The sequence below is a fragment of the Ensifer sp. LC163 genome, from assembly GCF_001695855.1.
Taxonomy (GTDB): Bacteria; Pseudomonadota; Alphaproteobacteria; order Rhizobiales; family Rhizobiaceae; genus Ensifer.
In genome coordinates this window covers 1-19,214 of the sequence record NZ_MBSS01000030.1, presented here as the reverse complement: position 1 = coordinate 19,214, position 19,214 = coordinate 1, and the positions used below count along the sequence as shown (strand labels likewise).

Below are 19,214 nucleotides of genomic sequence, written 5' to 3'. Positions count from 1 at the left end.
AGATACTCTCAAAGGAGAATGACAATGCTTACACGGTTACTTCAGGCCTTTGCCCTCACCGCGCTCTCGATCACCGCGGCGTCGGCCGCCGATCAGCCGGAGGGCAAGGTGACGATCGTCTTCGATCACGCCCTTCCGAATGTCCCCGGCAAGAGCATGAAGGGAGTGCTCGTCGAATATGGGCCAGGTGGCGCATCGCCCGGCCATACGCATCCGGACTCCGCCTTCATCTACGCAACGGTGCTTGAAGGCTCGATCCGCAGCAGCGTCAATGGCGCGCCGGAACGGGTCTACGAAGCCGGCGAGAACTTCTACGAGGAGCCCGGCGCTCGTCACGGCGTCAGCGCAAACGCCAGCGACACGAAGCCGGCGCGATTGCTCGCGGTGTTCATCGTCGACACCGACGAAAAGGAACTGACCACGCCCATCGGCGAATAGCCGCATCGAACGTTTTTCCGCGCGGGCAGCCTTCGGCAATTCCCGTCTAAAGGCTGCCCCGCGGTCACCCACACCCAGCAGGAACTGAGAAAATGGATTCGCTCGAGGACAAGGCCGCCATCGTCGCAGGCAAGCGCGCCGCGATCGGTGACGCCGTCGCGCCAGCCAACAAGAAAAAGATCGTCGGTCTGCTTCTGTGCCTTGGCGCCGTGATAGCCGTTGCTGGCGGATGGGCCTGGGCTCGTCCGAGCGGCGAGGTATCGACCGACAATGCATATGTGCGCGGAGATGTTACCTCGCTTGCCCCAAAAGTTGGGGGCTACGTCACGACGGTGGAGGTTGATGACAACCAGACCGTAAGCACAGGGCAGGTGCTGTTCCGGATCGATGATCGAGATTACAGGGCACGGCTTGCCCAGGCGGTCGCGAATGTGGAAGCCGCTCAAGCCCGCCTCATCAATGTTGATGCGGAGTCTGAGCTTCAGCGGGCGCTCATTCGACAGGCCGAAGCTCAGAGACGTTCGGCCGTCGCTGAGATGAATCTGGCGACCAAGGCCTATGGGCGTCGACGTGAGCTTATCCGCAGCAAGACGATCAGTCAGGCGCATGTCGATGAAAGCGACGCGGCGCGGTCGAGAGCCGAGGCGAGCGTATCCGCCGCCTCCGCAACGGTCGAGGCTCAACAGCAACGCATCGCCGTCCTGGCAGCGCAGCGCGAAGCGGCCGTTGCGGCCGTGGCGCAGGCAGAGGCCGCTCGCGATTTAGCCCAGATCGATCTCGAAAGCACAGTGGTTCGCGCGCCTGTCTCCGGTGTTGTCGGCAACCGCCAGGTTCGCGTCGGCAGGCTTGTAGCGCCGGGCAACGCCTTGCTTGATATCGTTCCGGTCGCCGGCGTGTCGGTCGTGGCGAACTTCAAGGAAACCCAGCTCGAACATATCCGGCACGGCCAGCGCGTTCGCATTCGCGTTGACGGTTATCCCAACGAGGCCCTTGAGGGCGTGGTCGACAGTTTTGCGCCAGGCAGCGGGTCTGCCTTCAGCCTGCTCCCCGCCGACAACGCCACAGGCAACTTCGTTCGTGTCGTCCAGCGCGTTCCGGTGAAGATCCGCTTTGCCGGCAATCCGCTTCCCGGCCGTCTCGTGTCAGGCCTTTCCGCGCGCGTCGCGATCGAGCTGGGGAGGGGATCATGACGACGGCCGTCACCGCGATCCCGAGCCGTGAGAGATCGACAACCGGGGCCCTTCTTGTCGCGGGCATCGTGCTTGCCGCACTGACGGAGGCAATTGCCAGCACCGCCCTGTCGCTCGGGCGCGGTGATATCATCGGCGACACCTATGCGACGCCTGATGAGTTCGCCTGGCTGGACATCGGATACACAACTCTCAAGCTCATCGGCTTCATGGCGACCCCTTGGCTGCTTAGCCGCATCAATCCGCGGGCGCTGATCCTTGGCTCGACACTTGCCATGGGCATGGCGTGCGCCATTGCCGCCATGACAGCTCGCCTGGACCTGCTGGTCGGCCTTCGCCTGATCCAGGGCTTCTCCGGCGGCACCCTGCTGGTTAGCGGCCAGGCGATTATCTTCCTTGCCTATCCTCGAACCCGCCAGCCGGTGCTGCAAGCATTGTTCGCCATGGGAGCCGTTGTCGCGCCCGCGACCATCGCGCCGGCCCTTCAGGGATGGTTATTAGACAGCCAATCCTGGATGTGGATCTTCTTCAGCATCGTCCCGGTGTCGCTTGCCGCGGCCGGGCTCCTGCTGATTGCAGACGGACCAATGCCCGCCAGGACCGCGCAACGACCGTTTGACTGGATCGGCTTCACATTGATGTCCGTCACGCTCTTCTGCGGCACTTATGTCCTCGGCCAGGGCAGCCGATGGGATTGGTTCGAGGAGCCGCGCATCCTGTGGCTAACGGTGATTGGTACGGCCACGCTGCTGGCGTTTCTCGGCCAGCAGATACTCGCTGAAGGTCAGGGCCTGCTCGACTTTACCCTGTTCAGATCGGAGGATTTCAGCTTCGCCTTCATCGTCAGCTTCGTTGCCGGCGCCGCATTGTTCGGGAGCGCCTTCCTCATTCCGTCATTTGCCGTGTCCGTTCTCGCGTTCACCCCTACCGACGCCGGGCAGCTCCTGTTGCCGAGCGGCGCACTCTTCATCGGCGCGCTTCTTCTGGCCGCCTTCCTGATGCAGGCCTGCCACCTTCCTCCTTTTGCCACGGTGCCCTTTGGCATCCTGATGATCATGGGAGCGATGTGGATGCTGTCAGGCTCGACCAGCGAGAGTGGCGCGGACGATATGATGGCAGCGATCCTGTTGCGCGGTCTGGGTCTTGGCTTCCTGTTTCTATCGATTACCCTGATTGCCTTCAGCAACCTCAACAGCCGAAACCTCGCTTCCGGGATCGGCCTGTTCAATACGGGTCGCCAGCTTGGCGGACTTATCGGGGTCGCAGGCCTCCAGACATTGATCGATCACAACGTCGCCGCCAATGTCGCAGTGCTTGCCGCCGACGTGACCGCAGGGGAGATTGCGGTCCTCGAACGGCTGAAGGCCACCACAGCCATGCTGATGGCGAAAGGGATGGAAGGAGCCGCCGCAAGCCGGGCCGCGACGAGCCTTTTGGGCCGGGTCGTGACAGGTCAGTCGACGGTGATTGCCTTCGACACTGCGTTCAACGCAGTCGCCCTGCTTTTTCTGATCGCCGCCCCCCTGCTGGTCGGCATCAAGATCGGATTGTCCCGATGTGCAAGGGCACCCGCTCGGCGGATGCAAGGCAAAGCAGTTCAACTGTAAAAAGGCGGACCGAACAGGATTTTCCGGATCATCGATCGCGGCAATGAAGGCGATCCTCTCGAAAACTAACCCTTAATTCGCGCATGCACATTGGTAAGCGCTCGCGCCAGAGCGTCTGATCCGCCTTCTTGCTCGAAGTCCCGGAAAGCTTGCTCATTCAATCCACCCTTGGTGGAAAACTCGCGGCTGAGCTCGATGAAAGCAACGTCCTCGCCCGCCGCGGCCGCCGTTTGTGACAGCTCCACGAACAGGGGAGCGAGATAGGCGCGGGCTTTTTCTTCCGGCAGCCCTTGATCGGCGAGCCACTCCGTCGTGCGCTGCATGATCCCGAAATAGGTGCCCATCAAGGCGCTCGCCGCCGCGAGGAGATCGTATTCTTCCCTGGTATCGCATTCGACGGCGTTGCCGAGCGCATTGAAGATCGCAGCGGTTTCGCGATCCGGCGGATAGACGGCCGTGACACCTTTCCGCCTGGACACAAAAGGCAGTGGAATAGCCTGGGTCAGGTGCACGTCCGCCCCGATCCAGTCCGATAGCACGGGTCGGCCGGTTGCGGCGATGACGCTGATTACCTTCTGGCCGTTGCGGAACCGGAGGGGGCGGATGACCGCTTCGGCAATCTGCGGCCGGATCGCAAGGACGACGGTATCGCACTCATCGATGATCGTCTGGTTGTCGACTGAGACAACAACGTTGGGGAGATCGGCGGCGAGTTTTGCGGAAATTTCCGCATTGCGCGACGAAAGCATGAACGGCGACTGGCGAGGACCTTCTGATGGCCAGAAGCGGTTTTGTTGTGATCTGTGAGCTCGCATGCCGTGATGACCATGGTGATCAGGATGGATGCCCGCGTACCCTTATTTGTCACAACAGTCCTTCATCGTTGGAAACAGGTCTGAGATCCCTTTTTACGACCATTTGCTATTGCCTTGGCTTGGCTGGTAGCGCGAAGATTGAAACCTCGAAGAGGGCGAACATCGGCGCTTTGCGCCTCATCGAGAGAGCCGCATCCTCAGGAAGAGCAGTTCAATGCTGACGCTGACAAAAAGACGGGTTTTACGTGTCGAGCGCGACGCCGGCGGTGATTTTTCCGTTCCGGCAGCAACGATGTCGTCAGCACTCCGCCTGCCGCCGACGGAGTTGAAGAACCGCCTGAGCCGCGGGGAAGTCAAAAGCCAGGTCGAGATCGGTCAAGGTGAGCACTCTGGAACATTCAGACTAACGTTGCGATGCGGGGGTCGCCTCTGGACCGCGACGGTTTCTGCCGACGGAACGGTGATGGACGAAGTTTTCTCGTTTGATCGCGAGCGTCTGGCCAGTTGGCGCCGCCGTCACGGTAACCATGGTTCGTGTCGCTGACGACCGCCCACGTCGCCCTGACTTCCGTTGCGCCCGGTTCCTACGCCACGAGACTGAAGCGCGCCCGATTGCCCGCCTGGCTCAAAAGGTCGATGCCGAGATCCGCGCTCACTGCGTCATCCGCAATGACGCTCACGCGTTTATTCGAAGGCATGGGTCCAGAAGCGTTCGCCATTGGCGAGATGCCGATGTTCCCTTTACCGCGCCGTCGGGGCTCGTGCCGCGACCAGTGGGTGAGCCAATTTCGGCAGCGGTGCTCTGCGAATTCCTGATCGAGCGACACCTCGACCTTTGCGAGCGCGAGCACGAAAAGCGTCTGCGGCAACGCGCTCAGGTCTTTGCAGCGGCGGCGATCCGTTGTCTGCAGTGCATTCATGCCAGAGCGGGAGAAAAGCGGCGGTGGTCGCGATCTCGCCGTATTGAACTTGCGTTCCAACAAAGAACGCTCAGGTGAATTGCGCGAGCGGGATCTGAGGGATGATCTTGCTGAAGCCCTCGCTGCGATTGCTTGATCTGCACAACGAACGAGCAATCTGCCCGGCCGCGTGCCGGATTTTCCCGCAAACCGTTTCCTTTTGCGTAGGTTTAAGCGCGCCGAAGCGAGGTGTCGCCGGATGGCCCGCCTTTTGCTTCTCTCCATCTGGCGCACGAGCTCAAGGGTTGGAGAGACGATGTGGAATGGATTGCTGCTATCGCTGTTGCTGAGCATTTCGATGGGGCTCAGTCTCAAGGGGGTCTGCTCCGTATTGAGCGAGCATGTCCAGGTGGCGCGCGGCAACGCGGTGCGGGCAACTGTCGCGACGTCCGTCGGCCTGACCGCGCTCGGACTGGTGTTCAGCTATCAGGGTCTGTGGCTTGGCGTGGCAGCCGTGTTGTTTGGAGTGGGACTTTCGCTTGTGGCTGGCCGGCTGATGTCGCAGACGACCTCGCTCATCATCTCGACCGTCGCCCTTTGCGTCTATTTGCAGCTAGGGGGGCTGTTGGTTTCAACCGTTTGACCACCGGCCCGAGAGTAGGCGCAGGCCCGTGCATTGGCCTCATGTTCGCAACCGTGTCCGCATTTCGGTGACGATCGCGTCCATGGCAATGTCGTGCCATTGCGGACGAATGCTCTCGATCTTCTGCCGTTCGAAACCCACTCCGATCACAAGTGGTTTTGGCCTGAGAACGGCCAGCGTGCGGTCATAATAGCCGCCGCCGTAGCCCAGGCGAAAACCGTCCTTGTCGAAACCCACCACAGGTGCAACGACGACCGACGGTTCGACAGGCTGTCCGCCGGCCGGCACCGGGATGCCCCAGACGCCTCTTTCCAGCGGTTCGCCCGGTCGCCATGATCGAAAACTCAACGGCTGCGCTTTGGCAACAACGACCGGCAACAGACAGAGGGCTCCGCGCTCAACGAGCGCGTTCATCCAGGGGCGCAGGTCCGGTTCGCCACGAAACGGCCAATAAAGAGCAATCGCCTTGCCCTCGACGTCAGGCACGAGTGGATCAATCGCCGCCTGGATCGCCTGTGACCACACTGCGCGTTCCGCAGCAAGTGGGGTCTGTCTCGAATTGATCAGCGCTTGACGCAACGGTTTGCGCCATTCGTAGGTCGAGTTCGGTTCGGCCTCTCCGAGACCGATATAGGTAGGATCCACCTCGTTCATGCGACATGGTGACGACGAATAGGTCGGCGAAATGTCGTCCTCATTGTTTCCGTTCATGATCGTCTGCCTTTCTCTTGATCCGGCGAAGTTTCGAAATCCAATTCCTGCGGCCGCCTTGATTGTCATTCCGACATCGAGAACAATAAGGCAGTTTCATTCTTCCTGCAGGCTGATAATGGACTTCACGAGTCTCGAAATCTTTCTGGCGGTCGCCGAGCATGCCAGCGTGACGCGGGCAGCCACTGCGGCGGGTCGCGCACCATCCAATGTGACGAACCGCGTTCGTGCCCTTGAGGAGGAACTGGGCGTCGAACTCTTCAGTCGCCAAGGCAAGAAGATGACCTTGACGCGCGATGGTCGAACGTTTCGGTCCTATGCCAGCCGTCTGCTCGCGCTAGGCAAGGAAGCGCGCGACGCGCTCAAGCCTTCGGCGATGCCCAACATGCTGCGGGTAGGCAGCATGGAAAGTACCGCCGCCACACGTCTGCCACTGGTGCTGCAGGCATTCAATCTGGCCCATCCGGATATCGCCGTGCGATTGACAATGGGTTCGTCGGAGGAATTGACCCGCGCTGTCCTTGCCGAGGAAATCGACTGCGCCTTGATCGCACGGATGCCAGCCGACATTGTCGATGCACGGTCAGAGATATCAGATGATCTTGATGCGGAGCCGATCTACCGGGAGGAGGTGCTCATCGTATTGCCCGCTTCCCACCCGCCGATCACGACGGCTGCCGACGTGCGGGTCACTTCCTTGGCAGCGCTTGAGCCCGGCTGCACCTATCGGCGCGTGGCGGAAACCTGGACCAGGTCAGCCGGGTCGATAACGACCACGGAAGTCTCGTCCTACCACGCGATGCTGGCAAGCGTCGCAGCGGGCGACGCGATCGGTGTGATGCCGAGATCCGTATTTGATCTCATGGATTGGCCGGGTGCGGTCAGGATATACCCGTTGCGCGATGTCCAGACACTGCTTATCTGCCGCAAGGGCAGTCGCTCCCCGGCGGTCGAGATCCTGCATCACGCGATGCTGGCCAATCCCGGCCCGTACGCACGCTGATTTCTCGAACCGGCAATCGGCTATCTCGATTTCGAACGCACCGCCAGTAACGGAAAACCCCATGGTCGATTCACCCAACATCGTGCCGCCCGCAAGGCCGCCCCGGCGTTTCTTTGTGCCAATTCTTGCCGGAGCCACATTGCGCGAGCGTCTGCTCGGCTGCCTCGGGGCACTGGTTGGCATCCTGTTGACCGGTATGATTAGCGGCAGCTTTTTCGGTGCTGGTGCCAGCCTTCCGCTGATCGTGGCGCCCATGGGTGCGTCCGCAGTTCTCCTGTTCGCTGTGCCGGCCAGTCCACTTGCTCAGCCCTGGTCAATCATCGGGGGCAATACGATCTCAGCGTTTATCGGCGTCCTGTCAGCGATGCTTATACCGGACCCGCTAGTTGCGACCGGTATCGGTGTTGCGCTTGCAATCGCTGCCATGTCATTTGCCCGCTGCCTCCATCCGCCAGGCGGCGCTGCCGCCTTGACGGCGGTGCTTGGAGGTCCGGTCGTTGCAAATTGGGGCCTTTGGTTCCCTCTGGTGCCCGTTGCGCTCAATTCGTGCCTGCTGGTTGCGCTCGGCGTCCTGTTTCACAAGCTCGCCAGACGCAACTACCCTCATGTGGCGGCGCCGGTTTCGAATGCCCATCAGACAGTTGACCCACCGTCGGATCGACGTGTCGGTTTCACGAGTGCTGACGTCGACGCGGCACTCGAGGCGCTCGAGGAGACTTTCGACATTAGTCGCGACGACCTCGATCGGCTGTTGCGGCAGGTGGAATTGCAGGCTGCGATCCGCGCGACACCAAATATTCTGTGCCGCGATATCATGTCGCGCGACGTCATCAGCGTGCGTGATGAAGACAACAGTGATTTGGCGCGCTCGCTTCTGCTCAAGCACAATGTTCGCATTCTGCCGGTCAAGGACGGGGATGATCGGCTCGTGGGCACAGTTGGGCTGAGAGAGCTCTCACAAGCCGGCACGACGCTTTCCAACAGTCTCGCGGTGCCGGTAACAGCCGGCCCGCAGGACCGGGCCATGAGCCTTCTGCCCGCTTTGACGAGCGGCAGGATACACGCCGTCATCATCGTCGATGAAAACAGCCATGTCCTGGGGCTAATCTCTCAGACCGATCTGTTAGCTGCGGCCGCAAGAGCGATTTTTGAAAGCAGGGTTGCCGACGAGGACGCGGCGTAATCGACAACGCACGGCCGATGGCACATCCTCGTGGCTGGTATCCCGGCGACCATCCTATCTTGCCACTCCCCTCACCGTGCAAATGCCGCCTGCCTTCAGATGGTTTCGTCGCAGGCCCATCGACGGCGTTGGAGGGATTTAACGGCGATGGCGAAAGGTGGCGCCGGTCACAGGAGCTCGTACCGGCGCAGAATTTCCTCGATCTGGGCGTCTTGATTCCTGTTGGGCAAAAGGGCCGGCTGGCGGCTGGCGCCGACGGAGGCGTCCTGCAGATAGAGCGAGCGCTTGACCATCGCAGGCGCGAAGCCGAGGGCGTACAGATCCGTACGGAAGGCGGAGTAGATCGCCTGTTGCCGCTCGGCTTCGGCGATATCGCCGGTGTTGAAGGCGTTCAAAATCCCCGCCAGAACGTTCGGCATGGCATTGCCGAGGCCCGATATGCATCCGGCGGCGCCGTTCTGCAGCGCCCAGAGGACCAGATGGTCGGGGCCGGAGTAGACTTCGAAACCCTTCACGTCTCCGGCCACTTCGAGATAGGCCTCAAGCGTTTCTTTCGCTCCGCCCGAATCCTTGATGCCGGCGATGTTACCGTGGCGCGACAGCGTGCGGGCGGTCTCCGGCTCGATGTGGTTCTGCGTGCGGGCGGGAATGTCGTAGAGATAGACGGGCGTTTCGACGGCATCGGCGACGGTCGAGAAGTGACGGATCAGACCGTCCTGAGTGCAGGCGATGAAGAACGGCGTTATCACGGCGATACCGTCGACGCCGATGCGGTCGAATTCGCGTGAGAGCTTCAGCGTTTCGAAGGTGGCGGGCATGCCCGCATTGACGATTACCTTGACGCGACCGGCGACTTCATCAACCACCTCCGTCGTCAGGCGAACTTTTTCTTCGAAGGTGAGGGCACTGAAGTCACCGTTGGTGCCCGCGCACATGATGTTGTTGCCGGCGTCGACCTGTCGGCGGACTTGGGCGCGCGTTGCTTCGTAGTTGATTGTCTCATCGTCGTTGAAACAGGTGACGAGCGCGACAAAGGCTTGCTTGGACATTTCAGTCTCCAGGGATTGGGGGACGCCTCAAGAGGCGCATTCGAGCCGGGCAGTGCGATTGGCCGCCTGAACATCGGGGTCGGGATCAAGTCCGGCTGCCAGCAGCGCGCGGGTATAGTTCTGGCGCGGGGTTTCGAATACCTCCTGCACCGTGCCCAATTCCACGACATTGCCCTTCTGCATCACCATGACGTGGTCGGCGAAGTCACGCACGACGGGAAGGTCGTGCGCAATGAAGATGAAGGCGATGCCCATGTCCTTGCGAAGCTTGTCGAGCAAGGCAATGACCTGGGCCTGGACCGAGACGTCAAGCGCCGAAACCGCCTCGTCGCAGATGATCAACTGCGGCTCGAGCGCCAGCGCCCGGGCAATGGCGATGCGTTGGCGCTGGCCCCCGGAAAATTGATGCGGATATCGCCCCATGTGTTCCGGGCCGAGGCCCACCTGAACCAGGAGTTCGGCCACACGTTCCCGCCATTTTGACTTCGGCAGAATGTCCGGATGGATCACCCAGGCCTCGGAGATCAATTGGTAGACGGTCATGCGCGGGTTAAGCGACTGGGTGGGATCCTGGAACACCATCTGCAGGTCGCGCCGCAATTTGTAGAGTTCCGCCGGCGACAGCTGAAAAAGATCGCGGCCCTTCCACAGCGCGCTGCCGCTGTCGGGCTCGTCGAGCCTGAGCAGAATGCGCGCGAGAGTGGATTTGCCCGAGCCGCTCTCGCCGACGACGGCCATGGTCTGGCCGGGCATGAGGTCAAAGGAGATGCCTTTCAGCGCTTCGAAGTTGCCGTAATGCTTGCGCACGTCGCGGACCGACAGAACCGGCTCGCCACGCGCGCCTGGCGCGTGCATTTTGCCCTTTCCGGGGGCGGCGGCGATCAGCTTGCGCGTGTAGGGGTGCTGCGGGTTCTTGTAGACATCGCGGACCGTTCCCGCCTCAACCAGTTCGCCCTTCTCCATCACGACGACGCGGTCGGCGATCTCGGCGACGACGCCAAGGTCATGCGTGATGATGAGAACCGCCATACCTGTTTCCTGCTGCAGCTCTTCGAGAAGCGCCAGCACTTCGGCCTGTACCGTCACGTCGAGCGCCGTCGTCGGCTCGTCGGCGATCAGCAAATCGGGGCGAAGCGCAAGCGCCATGGCGATCATGACGCGCTGGCGCTGGCCGCCGGAGAATTCGTGCGGATATTTGTCGAGCGATTTTTCCGGGTCGGGAATGCCGACGCGGGTGAGCAGGCGCAGGGCCTCCGACTGTGCCGCGGCGCTCGCGGCGCCATGGGTCGTCAATGCCTCGCGTATCTGCCAGCCGACCGTATAGACCGGGTTCAGATGGCTGAGCGGATCCTGAAAGATCATCGCAACGCGGCGACCGTTCACCTCGCGTCGTTTCTGCGCCGGCATCTTCAGGAGGTCGACGCCGTCGAGCAGGATCTCGCCCGAGCTGATATGCCCTGGCGGCATGTCGATCAGGTTCATGATCGCCGACGAGGAGACCGACTTGCCCGACCCGCTTTCTCCAAGGATCGCCAGCGTCTCGCCGCGATCGAGATGGTAGGAGATGTTGCGGACGGCTTTGACCACGCCCATGACCGTGTGAAATTCAACCGAGAGGTTGCGCACTTCCAGCAGATGGTCAGCCATTTCTGCGGCCTTTCATTTCCAGGCGCCAGCGCTGGACGGGATCGAGCGCGATGCGCATCCAGTTCGAAAGCAGGTTCAGCGACATCGTCGTCAGGATGATTGCAAGGCCCGGCCAGAAGGACAGCCACCAGGCATTGGTGAGATACTGCCTCCCTTGGGAAATCATCAGGCCCCAGGTGATCTCGGGCGGCTGAATGCCGATGCCGAGGAAGGAAAGCGCGCTTTCCGCCAGCATGACATAGGCGAAGTCGAGGGTGGCGAGCGTTGTCAGCGTCGGCAGAACCACCGGCAGGATATGCCGGAACAGGATGCGCCTGCTCGATGCGCCCATGACGCGCGCCGCCTGCACGAACATGCGCTCGCGGATCTCCAGCACCTCGGCGCGGGTCGTGCGCAGGTAGACCGGAATGCGCGTGATCGAGAGGACCAGCATCAGGTTCAGGATCGACGAACCGAGGACATAAAGCACGATCACCGCGATCAAGAGCGACGGGAACGACATGATGACGTCGGCCAGCCGCATGATGATCTGGTTGACGCGCGCGGAGGAGAAGCCCGCGATCAGGCCGAGGGTCGTGCCGACGACGGCGGAGATCGCCACGGCGCCGGCCGCGACCATCAGCGTGTTTTGCGTCGCCACGATGATGCGGGCAAACAGCGGACGCCCGAGGGCATCCGCCCCCATCCACCAGACCCAGCCGCGTTCCCACTCGAACGGGGCAGCATTTCGGCCTCGCAGGTTCTGCTTGGTCGCAAGATCGCCGAGCCAACTCGGGCCGACGATGGCCAGGACGAGGATGACGATGAGGAAGATGGCGGCACAGAGGGCGAACTTGTCCGCCCAAAGCATGCGCGCCATGCGGACCACGAACCCCGGTTCGGCGGCGATCGTCGTATCTGTCGTCTGTAAGGTCATGGCAGAACTCTTCAATGACGGATGCGTGGATCGAGCAGCGCATAGGCGAGGTCGATCAGCAGATTCATGACGAAGATCGCGAGCGCGGTGACGAGAATGGCGGCGAGCACGACATTGAAGTCACGCTGCAGGATGCTGTCGATCATCAGCTTTCCAACGCCGGGAAAACCGAAAATGGTTTCGACGATGACCGCGCCGTTCAAAAGGCTGGCCGCCTGATCGCCGATGACGGTGATGACGGGAAGCATGGCGTTGCGCAACGCGTGGAGGAAGATGATCGGCCCTGATTTGACGCCCTTGGCGCGTGCCGTCTTGACGTAAGCCGAAGAAAGCGCGCCGATCATCGAGCCGCGAACGACCTGGACGATGATGCCGAACGGGCGAACGAAAAGCACGCTGATGGGCAGGATCCAGTGCAGGAGCGAACCGGTGCCGGATGTGGGAAGCCAGGCAAGGTTCACCGAGAAAACCACGATCGCGACAATGGCGAGCCAGAAATCCGGTACGGCCGCACCGATCAGCGAGATGACCGAAGAGAGGCGATCGAAAAAGCCGCCGGCGCGGAATGCGGCCAGCGAGCCGACGACGATGGCAGCGCCTGTCACCAGGGACATGGTGATGGCGGCAAGCCAGAGCGTCCACACGAAAGCTTCCAGAACGACGTCGAGCGCCGGGCGTGCCTTGCGCAGGGACTCGCCGAAATCGCCGGTTACGACGTCACCGACATAGCGGGCAAACTGAACCATGAGCGGATCGTTGAGGCCGTGGATCTCGCGAAATTGCTGCTTCATTTCCGCCGAGGCTTCGACGGGAAGGAACAGGGCGGCGGGATCTCCCGTCAGACGCGAGAGGAAGAAGACCATCACGATCAGCCCGATAAGGGAAATCAGGCTGGCCACTGCGCGTTTACGAATGAAGCTCATCATTGTGCCCCTCCATTGCATAGGGCGGCGAGATCGTCCCGCCGCCTTGATTGCGTCTGTCCCTGGCGGATCTGACGATCGCCAGAACGGTTCACTTGATGCCGATCTCCGAAAGCTGAAGCATCGAGTTGGTCGCCATGGTGGGCTTGAAGTCCAGGCGTTCGGAAACGCGCGAGAAGCCGACCATGTGGAAGAGCAGCACGTCGGCCACCACCTCATCATGCACATAGGCGATGGTCTGCGACCAGAGCTTGGCGCGTTCTTCGCCGACAGCTGCCGAGGCGCGCTTGATCAGATCGTCGACCTTGAGGTCGGAGAAACCTGACTGCGTGCCCTCGGTTGCGTATTTGAAGAACATCGAGAAGGACGGGTCACCCTTGGAGTTGTCGTGCATGGCGGCGACGAGCTGCGGGCCGCGACCCTCCTTGAACGGCTTGGAATAGTAGCCTTCATGCTCTGCCACCTCGACGAACTTGAGATCGATCTTGAAGCCGACTTCCTGCAACTGGGCCTGAATGGCTTCCATGATCTCCGTCACGTTCGGGAAGTTTGCCGAGCGCGCGATGATGGTGATCGGTGTCTCGACCTTCACGCCTTCCGCCTTGGCTTCTTCCAGCAGCTTTTTCGCTCCCTCCGGATCAAACGGGGAAACCTTGACGTCCGGGTTCCAGCCGAGCGTCGGCGGCGGCACGATTGCCGTAGCGAGTAGCGCGCTGTCTGGAACCAGAGTGCCAAGGAACGCCTGACGGTCGATGGCCATGTTGAGGGCACGGCGGACGCGCACGTCGTTCATCGGCTCGATGTTGTGGTCGATGCGCAGATAGACGGTCTCGCTGTCGAGATAGGAGAAGTCGGTCTTGGGGTTTGTTGCGTCGAGCTGCGAGATGGAGGGCGAGAGGTCGGCCTCGCCGGCCTGAACCATCGCGGCACGCACGGACGGGTCTGCACGGAACAGATAGGTCGCTTCCGTGACCTGCGGCTTCTGGCCCCAATAGTCATCGCGTCCACTCAGAACGATCTGCTGGCCTGGCGTCCAGTTGGTCAGCTTGTAGGGGCCGGTGCCGATCGGCTCGCGGATGAACTCGAGCGGCGTTTCTTCCGGAACGATCGTGACCAGCGACATCAACAGCGGCAGGATCGGCTGGACCGGATCGGCGCTGAAATCGATCGTATGATCGTCGACGACGTTCGCGGTGACCGTCATCCCGCCGAAGTAGCGGCGGGACTCACAGGCATTCTTGTCGCTCATGATGCGGTCGAAACTATGCTTGACGTCCTTGGCGTCAAAGGTCGTGCCATCAGAGAATGTCACCCCTTGGCGAAGATGAAAACGCCAGCTTCCGTCCTCATTCTGCTCCCACTTCTCGGCAAGGCGCGGCATGACGCCCTTGCCGCCGCGAACGTCGAGTTCGGTCAGGGTTTCGCTGACATTCTGCATGATGACGCGGCCGATATTCGAACGGGTCGCCATGCAGGGCTCGAGCAGATCGGCTTCCTCCGCCAGCACAATCTTGATCGGCCCTGATGCTGCAAAGACGGGCGACATGGCCGAGCCCAACATAAGCGCACCCAGGATAAGCGTTTTCTTCATTGCATTCTCCTCCCTAGAAAGTCTGGTTCAGTTCGACGTGTTGTCAGATCCGATTTTTCCGGAACGCGCGGCCATCAATGCGGCGCAGCATATGAGCGCACCGCCGCCGATGGTGGTCAGCGCGGCGGTTTCGCCGAACAGGGCAAATCCGCCGAAGGCCACAAGCGGCAGGCGCAGGAAGTCCACCGGCGCCACGACGGTCGCCGGCGCCAACGAAAAGGCATGGGTCATCAGTCCCATGCAGGCGGTACCGACCACGCCCTGAAGCGCAAGCAGCCCCATTTCCCTTGGGCCAGGAATGGCGAAGAAGGGGATGGCGAGCAGCAGGGCGATCGGCACGGTCAGGAGAAGGTTCCACACCACGAGCGTCGACGTGGCGTCACCTTTCGACATGGATTTCAGGATCAGCTGGATCGCTGATTGAAGCATGGCGCCTGCAAGCGCCAGCAAGATCGCCAGCGTGAAGCCTGTTCCCGACGGGCCGATCACCAGCATGGCGCCGGCAAAACCGAGGGCGACCGCTGCTATCATCGCCGGGCCTGGTCGCTCGCCCAACGTCAATGCTGCGCCAAGCACGACAAAGATCGGGGAGGTGAAGGCGATGGCGGTCACGTCGGCCAGCGGTCCCCAACTGAAGGCGGCAAACAGTGCGATCATCGCAAGGAGCTTGAAAGCGGCGCGGAGCGCGTGCTGACGCATCGGGTGCGTCGTACGCAGAACGGATGGGCGCAGCGCGATCCAGGGAAGAAGGATGAGCGCGCCGAAGAACGCGCGAAAAAATCCGATGACGAAAGGGTGTACCGCACCGCTCAGCGCCCGCACGATCACGGCATCTGTCGCTGCGAGCGTTGCTGCTCCCGCTGCAAAGACGACGGCCGTCGTAGCCTGGTGGCGGCTGCTGGCGTTGTACATGAAGGTCCTCCGTCCCCGGCATCCTCGCGCCGGGTTGTCGTGACCATCTAACGTTCGAAGAAGTTTGTCAAATTATTTTGCTATGTAAAATTTATTTGCGATCTTTCATTTCTAGAAAAGGCTTTATCTTCAATAAGATAAGATGTAATGTAATGTTGCAGATGCTAACAAAATAACATTAAAAAACTTGACAACTTGGAAAATTTGGCGATTTTCGAGCGTGACTGGAGGGCCTAAATGCATCCCGATGAAATCGCTCGCAACATGAACGGCGTGCTTCGATCCGCATCCCCAGGGCGCGACGAAGCCTTGCTGCCTTCGCCAATGATTCAGAATCATGCGGCATTTCTGCACCTGCTCGATGACGGCACGCTCGTGTGCGCCTGGTTCGGTGGAACGCTCGAGGGCAAGTCGGATATTTCCATCTTCGCTTCGGTGCTGACGGAAGGCGCGACGACCTGGGGACCGCCCCAGCGCCTGAGTGATGATCCCTCGCACTCGGAGCAGAACCCGGTGTTGTTTTCCACGCCGGGCGGGGCACTCTGGCTCTTTCATACTTCCCAGCCTTCCGGAAATCAGGATGAATGCCGGATCCGCATGGCCGAGGTAGTGCGCGATCCAGCGGATCCGCAAAAGCTCGTCGCCAAACAAGGTCACTATCTCGATCTGCCGCGTGGTTGCTTCGTCCGCGCACCCGTTGTCGTTCGCGATGACGGAGCGTGGCTCTTGCCGATCTTCCGCTGCGTGCAGCGCCCCGGCCAGAAATGGAACGGCAGCCACGATACGGCAGCCGTCGGCGTATCGATCGATGGCGGCGAGAGCTGGCACCTCGACGATATCGACCAGTCCACGGGCTGCGTGCACATGTCGCCCGTGGCGCTCGGAGAGGACCGATATGCCGCCTTCTTTCGCCGTCGGCAGGCCGACTTCGTCTATCGCAGCGACAGCAGCGATGGCGGGCGGTCCTGGTCCGTGCCTCACGCCACTGATGTGCCGAACAATAATTCATCACTTGCCGCCGCCCGTCTTCGCGACGGTCGGATCGCCATGATCTGCAATCCCGTCAATGCGCTCTCGTCGACCGATCGACGCGCCTCGCTCTATGACGAGCTGGGCGAGGAGGATAGCCGGCCCGATGCGGATCCAAGCGGAGGTTGCGTTCCGGTCTGGGGTGTGCCGCGCGCACCCGTGGCGCTCTGCCTCTCCGACGATGGGGGGCGTTCCTTTGCGATGCGCCAGTCAATCGAAGATGGTCCCGGTACCTGCCTGTCCAATGATTCGACCGATGGCCGCAACCAGGAAATGTCCTACCCGTGGCTGCTCGAAGGTCCCGACGGCACCATGCATCTCGCCTACACCTATCATCGGCGCGCGATCAAATATGTCCGCCTGGCTCCCGGCTGGGACAGTGCGGCTCGACGGAGTGTTTCATGAGCAACATCATCGGAATAACCATGGGTGACCCATGTGGGGTCGGTCCCGAGATCTCGGTCCGCGCCCTGGCTGAAATGTCCCCTGAGGATCGTGCCCAGACGCGGATCTACGGCAATCTGACCACGCTCGAAACAGCTCGATCCGCACTCGGCCTTGATATCGATCTTGCGCCTTTCGTGGTCGATCTGCCGATCGAAGGCGCACCTCTGCCGTGGGGGCAATTGAGCGCGGTCGCGGGCGACGCGGCTTTCCGCTTTATCGAGAAGGCGGTGCGGGACGCCGAAACCGGTGCGGTCGGCTGCATCGTCACGGCACCGATCAACAAGGAGGCGCTGAACCTCGCCGGCCATCACTATGATGGCCACACCGGCATGCTGCGCAGCCTGACCGGGTCGAAGGCCGCCTATATGCTGCTCGCCTCCGACCGGCTGAAGGTCATCCACGTATCGACGCACGTCTCGCTGCAGGAAGCCATCAGGCGGGCGACGACCGACAGGGTGCTGGCGACGATCAGGGCAGGCGACGCGCATCTGAAGCGCATCGGTTACGCCGCGCCAAAAATCGCGGTCGCCGGCATCAATCCGCATTGCGGCGAGAATGGCCTGTTCGGCATGGAGGATGACGACCAAATCGCGCCCGCGGTCGCAGCGGCGCGTGCGGAAGGGATCGACGTTCATGGGCCGATTTCGGCCGACACCGTGTTTTATCGCGCCTATTCCGGTGCATTCGATCTCATCGTCGCCCAGTACCACGATCAGGGACACATCCCCATCAAGCTCGTCGCCTTCGACACCGCTGTGAACGTCTCGGTGGATCTGCCGATCGATCGCACGTCCGTCGACCACGGGACGGCTTTCGACATCGCCGGAAAGGGCATCGCCAACCACGGCAACATGAACTCCGCCATCGCCTACGCGCGCAAGCTCGTCGCCGGCCGTGCCAAGCAAGGATGACCAAGCCATGACCATCGCTCAAATCACCCTTCATCAACCCCGCCGGCTGGCCGTCGGAGCCGGTCTCATCGGCGAGGTCGGCGCCTGGGCGGCAGACGCGCAGTCCACCTTGGTGATAGCAACGCCGATAACGGCCGGGTTTGCCGATCGGCTGAAGCTTTCCGGCCGCATCACGGTGTTCGACGCAATCCCGGGGGAACCGGATATCGCGACGCTGGAGGCGGCGCTCGATACAGCGCGCCGGTGCAAGCCGGACCTGATCGTCGGGCTCGGCGGTGGTTCGGTGCTCGACGTGGCAAAGCTGGTTGCCGTACTTTGGGATTCGGATCAGACGCTTGCGGACGTCGCCGGGCCGAACCGCGTTGCTGGCCGCAATACGCGCCTGGTTCAGGTCGCGACAACAGCGGGAACCGGCTCTGAGGCGGGTATCCGCTCGTTGATTACCGACCCCGCAAAGGGCAACAAGATCGCCGTGGAAAGCCCGCACATGATCGCGGATTTTGCCGTCCTCGACCCGGAATTGACCTATTCGGTGCCGCCGGCGGTCACGGCAGCGACTGGTGTCGATGCGATGGCCCATTGCGTCGAGGCGTTCACCAATCGGCGGGCGCATCCGATGATCGACGGGTTTGCGCGAATGGGCTTCCATCTTGTGGGCAAATATCTGGCGCGCGCGGTCGAAGACGGGTCAGACACAGAGGCGCGGGAAGGGCTTATGCTTGCGTCCTACTACGGCGGCATCTGCCTCGGCCCAGTCAACACGGCAGCCGGACACGCCATTGCCTATCCGCTTGGGACACGGCTCGGTTTGCCGCACGGGCTCGCCAACGCCATCATATTTCCGCACGTGCTCGCCTTCAACCAAGCAGTTGCGGCGAAGAAGACGGATGAGATCGCGCTTGCCCTCGGGTTCGGCGAAGCCCTGTCCGAAGCTCAGCTTTTGAGCGCTGCACACGGCTTTTGCAGCAACCTCGGTATCGAGATGTCACTTGCAGCCCACGGCGCGACAGCGGATGATCTGCCTCGCTATGCAAGTGAAGCGCACGCAAACCGCCGCCTGATGGACAACAATCCGATCGATATGAGTGTCGAGGATGTCCTGTCTGTGTATCGCGCAGCCTTTTAGACGGGTCAGCCTGCCTTCCCCTCAAAGAAAAATGCCTCGGCGGAAAGCCGAGGCATCAGACCGCTGACAAACCCCTGGCACCGTCCAGGGGTTTATGATTCATTGGGACATGTTGAAGAAACCCGTTCCCGAACAGACGGCGCTCGAGATGGTGACGCTCGACAGTCTGGTGCC

The 19,214-nt window shown here is 61.5% G+C and carries 19 protein-coding genes; 10 read left to right on the top strand and 9 right to left on the bottom strand.

Annotated features, from left to right (window positions below; genetic code table 11):
* Nucleotides 1-24 precede the first annotated feature (24 nt).
* The 3 genes from BC360_RS21955 to BC360_RS21945 all read left to right on the top strand — a co-directional run bounded on the left by BC360_RS21955 (nucleotide 25) and on the right by BC360_RS21945 (nucleotide 3,235).
* A complete protein-coding gene (locus BC360_RS21955; protein WP_065796922.1) occupies nucleotides 25-438 on the top strand; it encodes a cupin domain-containing protein in 414 nt (137 codons plus the stop codon).
* 92 nt (nucleotides 439-530) lie between these two features.
* Nucleotides 531-1,628: an HlyD family secretion protein gene (locus tag BC360_RS21950; protein WP_065796921.1), complete on the top strand. Its 1,098-nt coding sequence runs from the start codon at nucleotides 531-533 to the stop codon at nucleotides 1,626-1,628.
* Entirely contained in the window at nucleotides 1,625-3,235 is a 1,611-nt protein-coding gene (locus tag BC360_RS21945; protein ID WP_065796920.1) for a DHA2 family efflux MFS transporter permease subunit, read from the top strand. The genes BC360_RS21950 and BC360_RS21945 overlap by 4 nt, the downstream gene beginning before the upstream one ends.
* 65 nt (nucleotides 3,236-3,300) lie before the next feature.
* On the opposite strand, the gene BC360_RS21940 is transcribed toward BC360_RS21945, so the two are convergent.
* Nucleotides 3,301-3,984, bottom strand: coding sequence for a pyrroline-5-carboxylate reductase (locus BC360_RS21940; protein WP_244512851.1), 684 nt, complete (start codon nucleotides 3,982-3,984; stop codon nucleotides 3,301-3,303).
* Nucleotides 3,985-4,264: 280 nt separating this feature from the next.
* Here BC360_RS21940 and BC360_RS31795 point away from each other — a divergent pair, with 280 nt between their 5' ends.
* The gene (locus BC360_RS31795) at nucleotides 4,265-4,594 is read left to right on the top strand and encodes a DUF6522 family protein (protein WP_139110151.1); all 330 of its coding nucleotides are present in this window, start codon (nucleotides 4,265-4,267) and stop codon (nucleotides 4,592-4,594) included.
* Between the two features lie 40 nt (nucleotides 4,595-4,634).
* Here the strand turns inward: BC360_RS31795 and BC360_RS21935 are convergent, their stop codons facing one another.
* A complete protein-coding gene (locus BC360_RS21935) occupies nucleotides 4,635-5,030 on the bottom strand; it encodes a hypothetical protein (RefSeq protein ID WP_139110150.1) in 396 nt (131 codons plus the stop codon).
* A 235-nt stretch (nucleotides 5,031-5,265) separates the two neighbouring features.
* Between BC360_RS21935 and BC360_RS21930 the strand changes: the two genes are divergently transcribed.
* Complete coding sequence (locus BC360_RS21930) at nucleotides 5,266-5,592, top strand: hypothetical protein (RefSeq protein ID WP_065781782.1); 327 nt, start codon at nucleotides 5,266-5,268, stop codon at nucleotides 5,590-5,592.
* A 39-nt stretch (nucleotides 5,593-5,631) separates the two neighbouring features.
* Here BC360_RS21930 and BC360_RS21925 read toward each other — a convergent pair whose 3' ends face one another.
* On the bottom strand, nucleotides 5,632-6,303 hold the full coding sequence (locus BC360_RS21925) for a 5-formyltetrahydrofolate cyclo-ligase (protein WP_065781869.1): 672 nt from the start codon (nucleotides 6,301-6,303) through the stop codon (nucleotides 5,632-5,634).
* A 118-nt stretch (nucleotides 6,304-6,421) separates the two neighbouring features.
* On the opposite strand from BC360_RS21925, the gene BC360_RS21920 reads away from it, so the two are divergent.
* Both BC360_RS21920 and BC360_RS21915 read left to right on the top strand, forming a co-directional pair.
* A complete protein-coding gene (locus BC360_RS21920) occupies nucleotides 6,422-7,306 on the top strand; it encodes a LysR substrate-binding domain-containing protein (protein ID WP_065796919.1) in 885 nt (294 codons plus the stop codon).
* Nucleotides 7,307-7,367: 61 nt separating this feature from the next.
* The gene (locus tag BC360_RS21915) at nucleotides 7,368-8,489 is read left to right on the top strand and encodes an HPP family protein (RefSeq protein ID WP_065796918.1); all 1,122 of its coding nucleotides are present in this window, start codon (nucleotides 7,368-7,370) and stop codon (nucleotides 8,487-8,489) included.
* Nucleotides 8,490-8,656: 167 nt separating this feature from the next.
* On the opposite strand, the gene BC360_RS21910 is transcribed toward BC360_RS21915, so the two are convergent.
* The 6 genes from BC360_RS21910 to BC360_RS21885 all read right to left on the bottom strand — a co-directional run bounded on the left by BC360_RS21910 (nucleotide 8,657) and on the right by BC360_RS21885 (nucleotide 15,527).
* A complete protein-coding gene (locus BC360_RS21910; RefSeq protein WP_065781779.1) occupies nucleotides 8,657-9,538 on the bottom strand; it encodes a dihydrodipicolinate synthase family protein in 882 nt (293 codons plus the stop codon).
* A 27-nt stretch (nucleotides 9,539-9,565) separates the two neighbouring features.
* A complete protein-coding gene (locus BC360_RS21905; protein WP_065796917.1) occupies nucleotides 9,566-11,185 on the bottom strand; it encodes a dipeptide ABC transporter ATP-binding protein in 1,620 nt (539 codons plus the stop codon).
* The gene (locus BC360_RS21900; protein ID WP_065796916.1) at nucleotides 11,178-12,101 is read right to left on the bottom strand and encodes an ABC transporter permease; all 924 of its coding nucleotides are present in this window, start codon (nucleotides 12,099-12,101) and stop codon (nucleotides 11,178-11,180) included. The genes BC360_RS21905 and BC360_RS21900 overlap by 8 nt, the downstream gene beginning before the upstream one ends.
* Before the next feature lie 11 nt (nucleotides 12,102-12,112).
* Nucleotides 12,113-13,027, bottom strand: coding sequence for an ABC transporter permease (locus BC360_RS21895; protein ID WP_065796915.1), 915 nt, complete (start codon nucleotides 13,025-13,027; stop codon nucleotides 12,113-12,115).
* 88 nt (nucleotides 13,028-13,115) lie between these two features.
* Complete coding sequence (locus BC360_RS21890; protein ID WP_065796914.1) at nucleotides 13,116-14,615, bottom strand: ABC transporter substrate-binding protein; 1,500 nt, start codon at nucleotides 14,613-14,615, stop codon at nucleotides 13,116-13,118.
* 27 nt (nucleotides 14,616-14,642) lie between these two features.
* The gene (locus tag BC360_RS21885) at nucleotides 14,643-15,527 is read right to left on the bottom strand and encodes a DMT family transporter (RefSeq protein ID WP_065796913.1); all 885 of its coding nucleotides are present in this window, start codon (nucleotides 15,525-15,527) and stop codon (nucleotides 14,643-14,645) included.
* A gap of 237 nt (nucleotides 15,528-15,764) precedes the next feature.
* On the opposite strand from BC360_RS21885, the gene BC360_RS21880 reads away from it, so the two are divergent.
* From BC360_RS21880 to BC360_RS21870, 3 genes are read left to right on the top strand one after another with little or no spacing between them, the layout of a single operon-like run.
* Nucleotides 15,765-16,961 (top strand): sialidase family protein, encoded by a 1,197-nt coding sequence (locus BC360_RS21880; protein ID WP_065796912.1) that lies wholly within the window; start codon nucleotides 15,765-15,767, stop codon nucleotides 16,959-16,961.
* Nucleotides 16,958-17,914 carry a 4-hydroxythreonine-4-phosphate dehydrogenase PdxA gene (gene pdxA, locus BC360_RS21875; RefSeq protein WP_065796911.1) on the top strand — a complete coding sequence of 319 codons (957 nt, stop codon included), beginning with the start codon at nucleotides 16,958-16,960 and terminating at the stop codon, nucleotides 17,912-17,914. The genes BC360_RS21880 and pdxA overlap by 4 nt, the downstream gene beginning before the upstream one ends.
* A gap of 7 nt (nucleotides 17,915-17,921) precedes the next feature.
* Nucleotides 17,922-19,040, top strand: a complete 1,119-nt coding sequence (locus BC360_RS21870) for an iron-containing alcohol dehydrogenase (protein WP_065796910.1) — start codon at nucleotides 17,922-17,924, stop codon at nucleotides 19,038-19,040.
* The last annotated feature ends 174 nt before the right edge of the window (nucleotides 19,041-19,214 follow it).